At 72.2% G+C, this 13984-nt stretch carries 8 protein-coding genes; 3 read left to right on the plus strand and 5 right to left on the minus strand.

From position 1 onward, the window contains the following. The first annotated feature begins 84 nt into the window (after nucleotides 1-84). The 3 genes from OG927_RS26955 to OG927_RS26965 all read left to right on the plus strand — a co-directional run bounded on the left by OG927_RS26955 (nucleotide 85) and on the right by OG927_RS26965 (nucleotide 6630). On the plus strand, nucleotides 85-1542 hold the full coding sequence (locus OG927_RS26955; RefSeq protein ID WP_124280723.1) for an NCS2 family permease: 1458 nt from the start codon (nucleotides 85-87) through the stop codon (nucleotides 1540-1542). 41 nt (nucleotides 1543-1583) lie between these two features. After that, nucleotides 1584-2726, plus strand: a complete 1143-nt coding sequence (locus OG927_RS26960) for an XdhC/CoxI family protein (protein ID WP_319101816.1) — start codon at nucleotides 1584-1586, stop codon at nucleotides 2724-2726. A 151-nt stretch (nucleotides 2727-2877) separates the two neighbouring features. Continuing rightward, the gene (locus OG927_RS26965; protein ID WP_330320911.1) at nucleotides 2878-6630 is read left to right on the plus strand and encodes a S8 family peptidase; all 3753 of its coding nucleotides are present in this window, start codon (nucleotides 2878-2880) and stop codon (nucleotides 6628-6630) included. A 531-nt stretch (nucleotides 6631-7161) separates the two neighbouring features. Here OG927_RS26965 and OG927_RS26970 read toward each other — a convergent pair. From OG927_RS26970 to OG927_RS26990, 5 genes are all read right to left on the minus strand, one after another. Then, on the minus strand, nucleotides 7162-8709 hold the full coding sequence (locus OG927_RS26970; protein ID WP_330320912.1) for a peptidoglycan-binding protein: 1548 nt from the start codon (nucleotides 8707-8709) through the stop codon (nucleotides 7162-7164). A 214-nt stretch (nucleotides 8710-8923) separates the two neighbouring features. Beyond that, nucleotides 8924-9655 (minus strand): nitroreductase family protein, encoded by a 732-nt coding sequence (locus OG927_RS26975; protein WP_056792072.1) that lies wholly within the window; start codon nucleotides 9653-9655, stop codon nucleotides 8924-8926. Nucleotides 9656-9813: 158 nt separating this feature from the next. Then, on the minus strand, nucleotides 9814-10254 hold the full coding sequence (locus OG927_RS26980; protein ID WP_330320913.1) for a nitroreductase family deazaflavin-dependent oxidoreductase: 441 nt from the start codon (nucleotides 10252-10254) through the stop codon (nucleotides 9814-9816). A gap of 370 nt (nucleotides 10255-10624) precedes the next feature. Continuing rightward, nucleotides 10625-13039 carry an endonuclease/exonuclease/phosphatase family protein gene (locus OG927_RS26985; RefSeq protein ID WP_330320914.1) on the minus strand — a complete coding sequence of 805 codons (2415 nt, stop codon included), beginning with the start codon at nucleotides 13037-13039 and terminating at the stop codon, nucleotides 10625-10627. A 483-nt stretch (nucleotides 13040-13522) separates the two neighbouring features. Then, a complete protein-coding gene (locus OG927_RS26990) occupies nucleotides 13523-13960 on the minus strand; it encodes a VOC family protein (RefSeq protein WP_056792077.1) in 438 nt (145 codons plus the stop codon). Between the last annotated feature and the right edge of the window lie 24 nt (nucleotides 13961-13984).

Below are 13984 nucleotides of genomic sequence, written 5' to 3' on the forward strand. Positions count from 1 at the left end.
GTCGTGCCGCCACGCAGTCATCCCAAATCCCGCAATCACGTCGCTCCACGCGGGTGCCCCTGTGAACCTTGGGAGTCAGGCAACATGACCCAGCAGTCAGTGGAACCCAGGACGAGCGCGGACGACGCGGGCCCCGGCTCGCGCGTCCCCGCAGGACGGTCCTGGCTCGACCGGTACTTCCACATATCCGAACGGGGATCGACCGTCGCGCGCGAGGTGCGCGGCGGCGTCACGACCTTCATGGCCATGGCGTACATCCTCCTGCTCAACCCGCTCATCCTGGGCGGCGAGGACGTCGACGGCCGGCTGCTCAGCCAGCCGGGACTGATCACGGCCACCGCGCTCGCGGCGGCGGCGACCACGCTCCTCATGGGCTTCGTCGGCAAGGTCCCCCTCGCGCTGGCCGCCGGCCTCAGCGTCTCCGGTGTGCTCGCCTCACAGGTGGCCCCGGCCATGACCTGGCCGCAGGCCATGGGCATGTGCGTGGTCTACGGCGTGGTGATCTGCCTGCTCGTCGTCACCGGCCTCCGCGAGCTGATCATGAACGCGATCCCGCTCGCGCTGAAGCACGGCATCACGATCGGCATCGGTCTCTTCATCGCCCTCATCGGCCTCTTCAAGGCGGGCTTCGTCCACCAGGGGACCGCGACCCCGCTCTCCCTCGGCCCCGCCGGTGAACTCGCGGGCTGGCCGGTCCTCGTCTTCGCCGTGACCCTGCTGCTGATCTTCATGCTGCAGGCGCGCGACGTCCCCGGCGCGATCCTGATCGGCATCGTCGCCGGAACCGTGGTCGCGATCGTCGTCAACGCCGTCGGCGACATCGACCCGAAGGCCTGGAGCAGCGGCCCGCCCGAGCTGGGCGGCAGCGCCGTGTCCCCGCCGGACTTCTCGCTCTTCGGGCACGTCGAGTTCGGCGGTTGGGGCGACGTCGGGGTGATGACCGTCGGCCTGATCGTCTTCACCCTCGTGCTGGCCGGTTTCTTCGACGCGATGGCCACCATCATCGGCGTCGGCACGGAGGCGGAGCTCGCCGACGACAAGGGCCGGATGCCGGGGCTGTCCAAGGCGCTGTTCATCGACGGCGCGGGCGGAGCGATCGGCGGAGTCGCCGGAGGCTCCGGCCAGACCGTGTTCGTCGAGTCGGCGACCGGGGTCGGGGAGGGCGCGCGCACCGGCCTCGCCTCCGTCGTCACCGGTCTCTTCTTCGCCGCCTGCCTGTTCTTCACCCCGCTCACGGCGATCGTTCCGGCCGAGGTGGCGTCGGCCGCCCTGGTCGTCATCGGCGCCATGATGATGCAGAACGCCCGGCACGTGGACTGGAGCGACCGCTCCGTCGCCGTCCCGGTCTTCCTCACCGTGGTCCTGATGCCGTTCACCTACACGATCACCACCGGTGTCGCCGCAGGCGTCATCTCGTACGCCGCCATCAAGCTCGCCCAGGGCCGGGCCCGGGAGGTCGGCGTCTTCATGTGGGTCCTGACGCTGGTCTTCCTCGTCTACTTCGCCCTGCACCCGATCGAGAGCTGGCTGGGCGTCAACTGACCCGCATCCCCTCGCACCTCCGTCAGAAGGAGACACACGCCATGCTGGACATCGCCGAGGAACTCCACCTGTGGGTCGGGCAGGGACGCGCGTTCGCGGTGGCCACCGTGGTGGCCGTCGGCGGCAGCGCGCCCCGGCAGCCGGGCGCCGCACTCGCGGTCGACAGCGACGGCACGGCCATCGGGTCGGTCTCCGGCGGATGCGTGGAGGGGGCGGTGTACGAGCTGTGCCGGCAGGCCCTCGACGACGGCACCACCGTGCGCGAGCGCTTCGGCTACAGCGACGACGACGCCTTCGCGGTCGGTCTGACCTGCGGTGGCGTCATCGACATCCTGGTCACACCGGTGCGCGCGGACGATCCCGCGCGCCCGGTGTTCGCCGCCGCGTTCGCCGCCGCCGCCGGGGGGACGGCGGCGGCGGTCGCCCGGGTCACCGAGGGGCCCGACGACCTGCTCGGCCGCCCGCTGCTCGTGCACGCCGACGGCACGTACGAGGGCGGGCTCGGCGGCGCGCCCGAACTGGACCGCACCGCCGCGGCCGAGGCCCGCGCGATGCTGGACGCGGGCCGCACCGGCCCGGTGGGCATCGGTGCCGAGGGGTCGCGCTGCGGCCGGCCCCTCACCCTGCTCGTCGAATCGAGCGTTCCGCCGCCCCGCATGATCGTCTTCGGGGCCATCGACTTCGCCGCGGCGCTGGTGCGGGCCGGCCGCTTCCTCGGCTACCGCGTCACCGTCTGCGACGCCCGCCCCGTCTTCGCCACCGCGGCCCGCTTCCCGGAGGCCGACGAGGTCGTCGTCGACTGGCCGCACCGCTACCTCGCGGCCACCGGCGTGGACGCGCGCACGGTCCTGTGCGTCCTCACGCACGACGCCAGATTCGATGTGCCGCTGCTCGAACTGGCCCTGCGCCTGCCGGTCGCCTACGTCGGCGCGATGGGATCGCGCCGCACGCACCTGGAGCGCAACGAGCGGCTGCGCGAGGCCGGGGTGACCGAACACCGGCTGGCCTCCCTGCACTCGCCCATCGGGCTCGATCTGGGGGCCCGTACGCCCGAGGAGACGGCTCTGTCGATCATGGCGGAGATCGTCGCCGACCGGCGCGGTGGCAGCGGCGTACCGCTGACGGGAGCCCACACCCCGATCCACCACGAGGGCGGCCCGTCGTCGCTCGCCTCCGTCGCCTGATGCCTGATGCCTGATGCCTGATGCCTGACGACTGACCCGACGCCCGAGGCTCGACGGGCCGTCGTCCGAGCACGGGCGGATTGCCGCCACGGCGGCTTCCTGCCAGGCCCGAAAGCAGCCGTGGCCCGGTATTTGCCGGTAGATCAGCTGCATGACATCTTCCCCCTCCTCCGTTTCCGGCCGGGCGCGACCCGCCCGTGCGGGACGCAGAGCCCTGCTCATAGCGACCTCGGTCGCGCTCGTGAGCGGCGTGCTGCTCCCCGCGGCCGGTACCGCCTCCGCCGCCCCCGGCCCGACGGCCGCCGGCATCCGGCCCGAAGTCCGGGTCCAGGACCACGACATCACCCTGGTCACCGGGGACGTCGTGCACTACGCCGACGGGCCCGGCAGCCAGGACACCGTCACCGTGGACCGCCCCGACGGCGCGTACGGGGGTGTCCACGTCCAGCAGGCGGGCGGGGACCTCTTCGTCCTGCCCGACGAGGCGACCGCGCTCCTCGCGGCGGGCAAGCTGGACCGACGGCTGTTCAACGTCTCGGCCCTCGTGAAGATGGGCTACGACGACAGGAGCACCGGCGGCATCCCGCTGATCGCCACCTACGCGGCGTCCCCGGGCCGCGCGCTGCCGGCCGCCCCGCGCGGCAGCGAGAGGGTCAGGACACTCGGCTCCATCCACGGTGCCGCGCTCGCGGCCGACAAGGACGACGCCCGCGCCTTCTGGAACGACATCGCCCGCACGGACAGGGCCCGTTCGCTCGACAACGGCATCGCCGAGCTCTGGCTGGACGGCCGCTCCGAGGCGCTGCTGAAGGAGTCCGTGCCGCAGGTCGGTGCACCGCAGGCCTGGGCCGCGGGCTTCGACGGCAAGGGCACCAAGGTCGCCGTCCTGGACACCGGCATCGACACCGGCCACCCGGACGTCAAGGACCGCATCCTGGAGACCAGGAGCTTCGTGCCCGGCGAGGAGGTCGACGACAAGAACGGCCACGGCACGCACGTCGCGTCCACCATCGCCGGTTCGGGAGCCGCTTCGGACGGGGCCAACAAGGGGGTGGCGCCGTCCGCCGGCCTGCTGGTCGGCAAGGTCCTCGGAGACGGCGGATCCGGCGCGGACTCCGGCATCATCGAAGCCATGGAATGGGCGAAGGCCGAAGGCGCAGACGTCGTCTCCATGAGCCTCGGCTCCCCGGTCCCGGACGACGGATCCGACCCGATGTCGCAGGCCGTCGACGCCCTGTCGGCCGACGGCGGCCCGCTGTTCGTGATCGCCGCGGGCAACGCGTACGGCGCGGGAACCATCGGCTCGCCCGGTTCGGCGGAGAAGGCGCTCACGATCGCCGCCGTCGACAAGCAGGACGGGCGCGCCCCGTTCTCCTCCATGGGTCCGCTGGTCGGCTCCTACGGCCTGAAGCCCGACCTCTCGGCGCCGGGCGTCGACATCAACGCGGCCGCCTCGCAGTCCGTCCCGGGCATCGAGGGCATGTACCAGTCGATGTCCGGTACGTCGATGGCGACCCCGCACGTCGCGGGTGCCGCGGCGATCCTGAAGCAGCGTCACCCCGACTGGTCGGGCCAGCGCATCAAGGACGCGCTGATGAGCTCGTCCGAGCAGCTCGACGCGTACACCCCGTACGAGCAGGGCACCGGTCGGCTGGACGTGAAGGCGGCCGTCGACACGACGGTCGAGGCCACCGGTTCCGTCGCGGTCGCGTCCTACGGCTGGCCGCACAGCCCGTCCGACCCGGTCGCCGAGCGGACCATCACCTACCGCAACACGGGCGACCAGGACATCACCCTGAGGCTGGCCACCGACACGGACGCGAGCGCCTACACCCTGTCCGTCCCCGAGCTGACCGTCCCGGCCGGCTCCACAGCCGAGGCCGTGCTCTCGCTGGACCCGGCGGAGGTGGCCGCCGACACGCGGTTCTCCGGCCAGGTCGTCGCCACGGACGCGGCGGGCAGGACGGTCGCGCACACCGGCTTCGCCCTCGACAAGGAGCGGGAGCTCCACGACCTGACGCTCAGGCTGAAGGACCGTGCGGGTGAACCGATGGACGGCCAGGTCGTTCTCGCCGCGCTCGGCGACCCGGAACTCGGAGTGGTCCAGGTCTCCGGCGAGGCCACGCTGCGGCTGCCCCCGGGCACCTACACGGCATGGACCACCGCGGAGATCGACGGCGACCGGGCCGACTCGAAGGCCGTCGCCTTCCTCGCGGCTCCCGAGACGATCCTGGACAAGTCCACCACCGTCACCCTGGACGCCTCCGAAGCCCACCGGATCAGCGTGCGGACGCCCAAGGAGACCGAGACCCGTCAGCTGCGGTACGACATGGCACGCACCGCCCCGGACGGCAGCGTCCAGCGCGATGCCTACCAGATCCCGCTGACGTACGACCAGCTGTGGGCGAGCCCCACCAGGAAGGTCACGCAGGGCAGCTTCAGCTTCCTGACCCGCTGGCGCCAAGGAGAGGAACTGATCGGCCTGACGGCCGACGGGCGTGACGTCCCGGCCACCGTGCAGGGCGGGTCGGTCGTGGCCGAGGACAGTGAGCAGAAGCTGACCGGTGTCTTCGCCGGGAACGGTGCCGCCGCCGACTACGAGGGCCTGGACGCCAGGGGCAAGGCCGTCGTGATCGACCGCAGCGACGCCGTGGCCCCCGCCGACCGGCTGGCCCACGCGCTCGCCGCCGGCGCCAGGGCGCTGTTCGTCGTCAACGACGGCCGCGGCGTCGCGATGGAGTCCTACCTCCCCTACGGCGAGGAGAGCACCATTCCCGTCGCCTCCGTGCAGAAGATCGCGGGCGAGACCCTGACCAGGGCGGCACAGCGCGGCAAGAAGCTGTCCGTCGACCAGAAGAGGTTCGCGAGCTACGTCTACGACCTGGTCGACCGGCACGACGGAGCCGTCCCGGACCGTTCGCTGGCGTTCGCCCCGTCGCCCCGGCAGCTCGCGAAGGTGGAGAACACCTTCTACGGGCACAAGGAGACGCTGGGCGGCGGCTTCCGCTACGACATCCCGGACTACGGGCCGGGCGTCGGCTTCGAGGAGTGGGAGAAGTACCCGGGCGTCCGGACGGAGTGGGTCAACCCGCTGCCCGGCGACTCCTTCTGGTACGAGAACCACTCGGTGCTGAACGCCACCGCCTCCGACACCGCACACGAGGTGCGCAGCGGGAAGCTGGACTACACGGCGGGCCGGACCTACCGCGACGAGTGGTTCGCCCCCGTCACGAGCCCCCGCCTGGGCACCGGCTACTGGGGTCCGTTCCGGACCGCTTACGACGACGTCCAGTTCAACATCACCCCGTGGACCGACTCGGGCGAAGGCCACTCCGGGTCCATGCCGGAGGACGAGTACGACACCACGTCCTACGGCTTCTACCAGGGGGACACCCTGATCAAGAAGGGCGCCGGCCGGGCCGGGTACGCCTGGGACCTGTCACCGGAGGAGCTTCCCTACCGGCTGGTCATCGACTCGGTCAGGGACGCGGAGACCTGGAAGACGTCGACGCGGACGCACACCGAGTGGGACTTCGTCTCGGGCGCCCTGTCCGACGGCACCCAGCAGGCCGACATCCCGCTACTCCAGCTGGACTACTCCGTGGACACCGACCTGGCGGGCGACGTCAGGGCCGGGAAGTCCGTCGAGCTCGGCCTGGAGGCCGCTACCCAGGCGTGGCTGGACGGTGCGGTGAAGGCGACGAAGGCCTCGCTGTCGGTCAGTTACGACGAGGGCAGGACGTGGAGCGAGCCCGAGCTGCGCAGGAACGCCTCCGGTACCTGGACCGCGAAGTTCACGACGCCCCGGAAGGGCGCCACGTCGGTGTCGCTCCGGGCACACGCCGAAGGGCCCGGCGGTCTGGCCGTCGACCAGGAGATCATCAAGGCCTTCGGCCTGAAGTGACCCGCTGACTGACACTTGAGAGGTGGTTCCGCATCCCCGCCCGGGGATGCGGAACCACCTCTCTTCACGCGCCGAGGGACCAGGGTTCGTGGCCCCGCTACCGGGTTCCGCCTCTGCCCGCCCGGTCCGCCGCCTTGCGCCGTGCCACCGTGTACCTCGACCAGTCGCCCCGATGCCGGTCGCACCGGGACGCCCCCACCATGGCCAGCCGGCGGCAGCCCGTGCCCTTCTGGGTGAGTGCTCCGCATACCGACTGTCTACGAGCCATGCCCGACCGCCCCCTCGCATCCCGCCCGTTCCGCCGGCCCGATGCCGGCAGGGCCCAGACTCGCCCGGCGGCGGCCCCTGCGGGAAGGCGTACCGAGGTGCCCCGGGTGCGCTCCGGAGCGTGGGGGCGGGCGGGGCGGCGCCGGACCGTCGCGCCCGTCGGACCGGCGTACCACGCCCGGGCCCACCGAGTGATCACGACGAGCGCGACGGGTCGGTCGTACGCGTACTCAGCAGGCAGGGGCAGGGGCAGGGCGTCGGAGGTCAGCGTCCGGACTGCAGAGCGGCCCAGGTGTCGGGTCCCGCGCTGCCGTCGGCGGTCAGGCCGCGCGAGCTCTGGTAGCCGCGTACGGCCGTGTCCGTCGCCGAGCCGAACGCGCCGTCGACGGCCACCGTCGAGCCGAGCGCCGCGGTCAGCGCCCGCTGCAGTCGCTTCACCGCGTCCCCCGAACCTCCCTTGACGAGCGTCGGTGTCGTCCCGGCCGAGAGCAGCGCGGTCCAGGTCTTCGGGCCGACCGTGCCGTCGGCGGTGAGCCGCCGGGCCGTCTGGAACGCCTGGACGGCGCTCTTCGTGGCCGTGCCGAAGGTGCCGTCCACGGCGCCCGCCTGGTACCCCTGGTCGTTGAGCAGCTTCTGGACGGCCTTGACCTGGGCGCCCGACGAGCCCGACTTCTGCGTCGCGTACGAGGCGAAGCTCAGCCCGTCGCTCCCGCTGCCGCCGGTGCCGGTGACGAGCTGCATGTAGTAGGTCCAGTTCCAGTGGACGCCCGGGTCGGTGTGGTCGTTCCCGGGGGCCTCGCTGTGCCCGATGACGTGGGACCGGTCCTTCGGGATCCCGTACCGGTTGCAGAGGTACGCCGTCAGCGCCGCCGAGGAGCGGTACATCGAGTCCGTGAACCACGACGGGTTGTCGACGAAGCCCTCGTGCTCGATGCCGAGCGACGACGCGTTGGCACTCTTGGCGTGGTACGCGGTGTCCTTGTCGCGCACCATCTGGGTGATCTCGCCGTCGGCGGACCGGATCACGTAGTGGGAGCTGACCTTGGACGTCGCGTTCTGGAACCAGCTGATGGTGCCCGCGTAGGAGCCCTGTGTGACGTGGACGACGACCTTGTCGACCGTCGCCGTCCTGCCCGCCGCGTAGTTGGCGGAGTTCGCCGGCACCCAGAGTGCCGAGGGGTAGTCGGGGCTCGGGGCGGTGACCTGGGCCGCTGCCAGGGCGCCCTTGTCCGGGGAGACCGGCCGGGAGGTGACCGAGATCCGCTCCCCGCCGGGGACCGTCGTGTGCAGTCCCTCGGCGAGGAAGGTGTAGACGGTGTCCGCGTACAGGGCCGCGATCGCGCCCTCGGCGCCGCTGTAGCGGGCGACCGCCGGGTACCAGGCGTCGATGTCGTCGCGCTCGGCCCGGGACAGGCCGAGTGCGTCGGCATGGCTGCGCAGCACGGCGGCGCCGCCCAGGATGTTCGCCTCGGTGTCGTTGCGCAGAGCGGCCGCTGACTCGCCCGTCAGGGCCGCGGCCTTCTCCAGGGAGCGGTTCGTGGGGTTGCTGGCGAGGTGCATCACGCCGTAGCCGTTGGCCTGGCTGGGGCGTCCCGCATGTCCGTCGAGGTGGGTCTCGCCGTATCCGACGGCGGCGAGCAGGTCGCGCGGGACGTCGAACTCCTCGGCCGCCGCGGCGAAGGCCTGGTTCATGGGTTCCGGCCCGGCCTGGGCGGCGGGGGCCGGGTGGCCGGCGGCGACGAGGGTGGTCGCGGCGACGGCGGCCAGAACTGCTGCGCGTCTTCCGGTGTGGCCTGCTGGGCGTCGTGGCATACCTGCTCCTGGTCCGTGGGGGAAGGAAGGCCCCGGACGCGGTGGGGTGGGTACGGGGCCGCTGAGCTCGCACAGGCTATCGATGTGATCAGGGCATGACAATGCCTCTCCGGCGTGTCCAAAACCCCTTCACTCCAATGGAGTTGTGCCGGAGACCGGACTTCCCCCGTGGGGAGCCGTCACCCCCGGCCGGGGGTGACGGCGAGGGGTACGGCTACCAGCGGTCCCGGTGGATGACGTCGGCCACCGGGCGGCGCCGGACCGGCCCGAAGTTGCCCTGCGGCAGGCCCACCGGAATGGCAGCGAAGGTGTGCGTGTCCGCGGGGATCCCGAGAGCCTCCTTCCACTCCTGCTCCAGGAACAGGTGCCAGATGGTGACGTTGGCCGCGAGGCCCAGCGCCCGGGCCGCGAGCAGGAGGTTCTGGACGCCCGGGTAGACGCAGGAACCCTCCGCGAGTGCCTGGAAGCGGGTCTGGGTGTTCGTCATGTGCTCCAGGCCCGCCGGGCCGAGCGCCTGTGCGTAGACCCCAAGGCCCTCCTCGTCGAACCGCGGCTCCGGGAACTTGTAACAGGGGATGATCAGCACCGGGGTGTCCGCGAAGTGGTCGCGCTGGTACTCGATCGCCGCCACCATCCGGCCGTACGCCGCGTCGTCCATGCCCTGCGGCGCGTGCTTGCCGGTCGTCGCCAGGTAGGCGTCCACGCAGCGCTTCCACAGCGGGGCCAGTCGGGCCATCACCGCGCGGTCGGTGACGACCACGTACTCGTAAGCCTGCATGTTGCCGCCGCTGGGCCCCCAGACCGCGGCCTGTATGAGCTGATCGATCGTCTTGTCCGGTACGGCGTCCGGCTTGAGGCGGCGCATGGCGCGCATCGTGGACATGGTCGGGAAGAGTGCGGGCCCGTCGAGGGCGGACGCGTCGGCCTGAACCGTTTCGAAGGTCATGATCGCGGAGTGTACGGGCCGACTCCCGCTGCGGGGAGCCCTGTTGGCGTGCTCCTCCGGCAGTCGCGCACACCGACTGCACGCCGGGATGGAGCCGCCGGCCGGGACGGTCCGTGCGGCCGGGCCGTCCCGTGCGGGCGGAGCGGGCCCCGTGCGGGTCAGCGCCGTCGGAGGCGCACCACTGGGATGTCGCGCGTGGTGCCCGCGCGGTACGCGGCGTACCGGGGGAAGACCTCCACCAGGTGCGGCCACACCCGCTCCTTCTCCTCGGCGGAGAGCGTCTCGGCGAGCGCGGGGAAGCGCTCGGTGCCCACCCTGACCTCGACGGCCGGATCGTCCAGCAGGTTGAGGTACCAGAGGGGGTGGCGGTCCGAGCCGCCGTTGGAGCCGACGATCAGGTGGTCGTCGCCGTCGCGCCCGTACATCAGCACCGTGCGCCGCCGCGCCCCGCTCCGCCTGCCGACGTAGTCCAGCAGCAGGCAGGGGACCCCGAGCTGGGTGGTGCCCTTCGTCCCGCCGGAGGACTCGTACAACTCGGCCTGCCGGGCGACCCATCGCGTCGGGCTGACCTCCGGTCCGTCCTGCTGCTCCTCCGCCATGACTCCCTCGTCCTCCGCCCGTCCCCGTGTCCGCCCCATCGTGCCACTCACGGCCCCGGCGAGGCGGATTCGCGCATCCGGGCACCCGCACCGCCGCGTCCGGCTGTGCGCGCCACGACCCGGACGGGGCGCACCGTCTCGTCCCGGGTCGTGGCGCGCATCGGTGCGGCGCGACGACCGGCGCCGGGCGACGCGGCGGTGGACGAGAGGGCGCGCGGGGATGCGCGGCGCCGGCCGCCGACGCACTGAACACGGAGCCGCGGGTCCTTCACGGTCCGGCCGCCCGGCTCCGAGCAGCGGAGCCGCCCCGAAGGGCCGCGTTTCCGGGGGCGGTTGGGGCCGTGGCCGGCCCCAACCGCCCCCGTGACCGTCAGTGCCGGTGGCCGGAGCCGTTCACGTCGATCCGTACGATCTGCGGATCGTGGTCGCTCGCCTGGTCGGCGAACTCGGCGTTGATGTGCACCACGTCGTAGTCGAAGCGGCGGATGGCGGGGCTGGTGAGGATGTGGTCCAGCGTCTGCGAGTTGCCGTCGTACACGTAGCTGTACTGCTCGCTCGCGGGCAGCGTCGTGATGAGCGGCTTGAGGACCCTGCCGCGGGTCAGCGCGTCCATCGTGGGGGAGAAGGCGAAGTCGTTCAGGTCGCCGAGCGTGACCACCCGGGCCGACTTGTCCGCCTTCAGCAGCGAGGTGACGAAGGAGTTGACCTCGGTCGCCTGCTGCACGCGCTTCGTCTCCGAACTGCGCACCGGCTCCTGGTAACGGCCGTGCAGCGGCTGGTCGCCGCCCTTGGACGCGAAGTGGTTGCCGATGACGAAGACCGGCTCGCCACGGAAGCGGAACTCGCCCACCAGCGGCTTGCGGCTGTCGTCCCAGGCTGCGCTCGCCGGGTTGATCCGGCCGGGCGAGACGGAGAGCGTGACCCCCTTCCTCGTCTTCACGGCCTTCACCGCCGTGGTCGCGTCGCCGCCCGCGCGGTCCACGAAGTCGACCCGCTCGGGGTTGAAGAGGAAGACGTTGCGGATGTTGCCGCCGGGCTCGCCGCCGTCCCGGCCGTCGGCGGGGGCGACGTAGCGCCACGCGTAGCGCGGGCCGCCCGCGGCGACGATCGCGTCCGTGAACCGCTTCAGCGTCGCCTCGGAGCCGACCGTCCCGTCGTTCGTCGCCCCGTTGTCGTCCTGGATCTCCTCCAGCGAGACGATGTCGGGGGAGGAGAGGGAGACCGCGACCCCCGAGGCGAGCGTGTCGAACTTGGCCTGCTCGTCGAGCGCGTCGAGGTTCTCCACGTTGTACGTGGCGACCGCGAGCTCCTTGCGCTTCTGCTTCCGCGTCACCTCGCGCCGCAGCCCGTTGTCGGTGAGCGTGCCGAGCTCGGTGGCCTGGAGGTTGTACCCGCCGAACGACGCGTAGTCGATGACGCCCGTGGTGGAGCCCGAGAGCACGTCGCCCACGTCCGCCACCGGGACGGGCTGTGCGGCGTTCAGCGACATCACCTTGATGCGGCCGGTGTTCTGGTCCTCGTACGACGCGTAGAGCGTGCCGCCGCGCCGGGTGCGGTTCTCCTTCGGCTTGACCGTCACCCAGACCTCGTCGTACGCGGTCGTCGCACCCGTCACCCGGGTGTCGGCGACCGTGACGCGGGTGCCCTCGAGCGACTCGTACAGGTCCAGGGCGTAGGCCGCCGGCTCCAGCGCCAGCGTGTCGATCGACCCGCCGCCCGCCGTCGGCACGTAGGCGCCGGGCACGGACTTCGCGTCGAGGACGACGGGCGCGGGCAGGGCGTTGCCCGAGGACAGGACCGTCGACGTGGGGGCGGTGAGCTGCGTGAGCGACTGGGTGGTGGAGGACGGGTAGTACTCCGCCACCTTGCCGCTGACCAGCACCGAGTCGCCCACGGACACGGTCGGGGCGGCGGAGCCGGTGTAGACGAACAGCCCCTCGCTCGTCCGGGGATCGGCGTCCGGTGCGGTGTCCTGGATCCAGAAGCCGCGCGAGCCGCTGGTGCGTACGCCGGTGACGACGCCGGGGACACCGGTCACCGACTGGCCGACGAGGGGGGAGACGCGCGTCGTGCCCTGGATGTCGTGCACCCGCACGGTGCCGGGCTCGGTCGGTCCGCCGGGCTCGCCGGGGCCGGAGCCGCCGGACGTCTCGCCTGCCGCGTTGACCGGGGTCGGGGTGCCGGCGGTCAGGTCGGCGGCGTTGTCGTCCGTGTCGTCGAGGGCCGTGCCGCGCGCCACGGACGCGGTGGCCGACGTGCCCGTCACCGGACCGCTGCCCTCGCGCACGACTGCGGAGCCGTAGCCGACGAGGTCGACGATCCGGGTGTCCACGGCACAGTCCGCGGCGGTCTTGCAGGTCAGCGGGGTCGTACCGGAGACGAGGGCGACGGTGCCGCTCGACGCGGACATGGCCACGGTGCCGGTGGCGTCGGCGGTCGGCAGCGCCACCGTGCCGCCGGTGCCCGCCGCCTGCGCGACGAGGTAGCGGTCGCCGGGGGCGACAGCGCCGGACAGTTCGGAGACCTGCCACAGCGAGCCGGCCGACGGGGCGCCCGGCAGGTACTGGACGCTGAAGCCGGACAGGCCGAACGGGCTCGAACCGGCGTTGGCCAGCTCGATGAAGTCGCGGGTGAGCGTCGCGCCGGAGTTGCCGCCGCCCCCGTACACCTCGGAGATCACGGCGGACGAGGACGGGGCCGCGAAGGCGGCGGGCAGCGCGGTCGCCGAAAGCGTTACGGCGACGGCGCCGGCCAGCAGGGCGGAGCCGGTTCTGGCTATCTGCACGGGAACTGCCCCCAAATGTGTAGTGAGGGAGCAAAAACTATGCGCGTAGACCCTGGGTGACAAGGCATCACGAGGTTAAATCCTGGAAACGGCCGGGTGCGCGACCGGCCGCCGGGTGACAGGCCGCGCGGCCGGTGGAGGCGCGGGGCCGCGTCATCGTGCGGTCATCCGCCGCCCGCAGCGCCTCAACACCCCCTCGCCACACGGCGGCACGGGGGCGACGGCACGTCCCGGCAAGGCGTCGCGCACGCGGGCGGAGGGTCCGACCGGCTCACCGCGTCCCGGCCCTCGTCCAGCCGTCCCGGCCCTCGTCCTGGAGCACCCGGGCGTCACCTCGGCGATCACCGGCCCGCACCCTCGGACAGCCGGAGAGCGCGGACGAGGCGCGGACGAGGTGCGGTCCGGCCGTGACGTGACGTGACGTCCTTGACCGGACCGACGAGATCGCCCCGCCGGCACCAACCCGGCGGCACGCGGGACGCGTTACACCCCGTCCGAGCTCACCGATCCCGCTTCGCGCCGCCGTTCGGTGGCGAAGGAGGGGTAGACGGCCAGGGAGAAGGAGTGCCCGGCCGGATCCGTGTAGACGCGGACATCACGCGGACCGCTGTTGCTGTCCTTCGTGTCCACCGGCCGGGCACCGAGGCCTATCGCCTCGCGTTCGGCCTCGTCCATGTCCCCCTCGTCCACCAGGATGCGCAGATGCGCCTGCTGGGAATCCTCGGGGCGGGGCCAGCTGGGCGGCGCGTAGCCGTGGTCGCGGCGGACGGCCAGGTGCACACCCTGGTTGCCGATGATCTCGACGAAGTCCGGATCGCTCCCGACCTGCATCTCGGCACCCAGCAGAGCCGCGTAGAACCCGGCGAGCTCCATCGGCTCGGCGCAGTCCAGGACCAGAACGCTCGTTTTGAGGACAGTCATGTTCCGCGAATACCCCCGGTGGGG

This window comes from Streptomyces clavifer (genome assembly GCF_036345975.1).
GTDB lineage: Bacteria > Actinomycetota > Actinomycetes > Streptomycetales > Streptomycetaceae > Streptomyces > Streptomyces clavifer.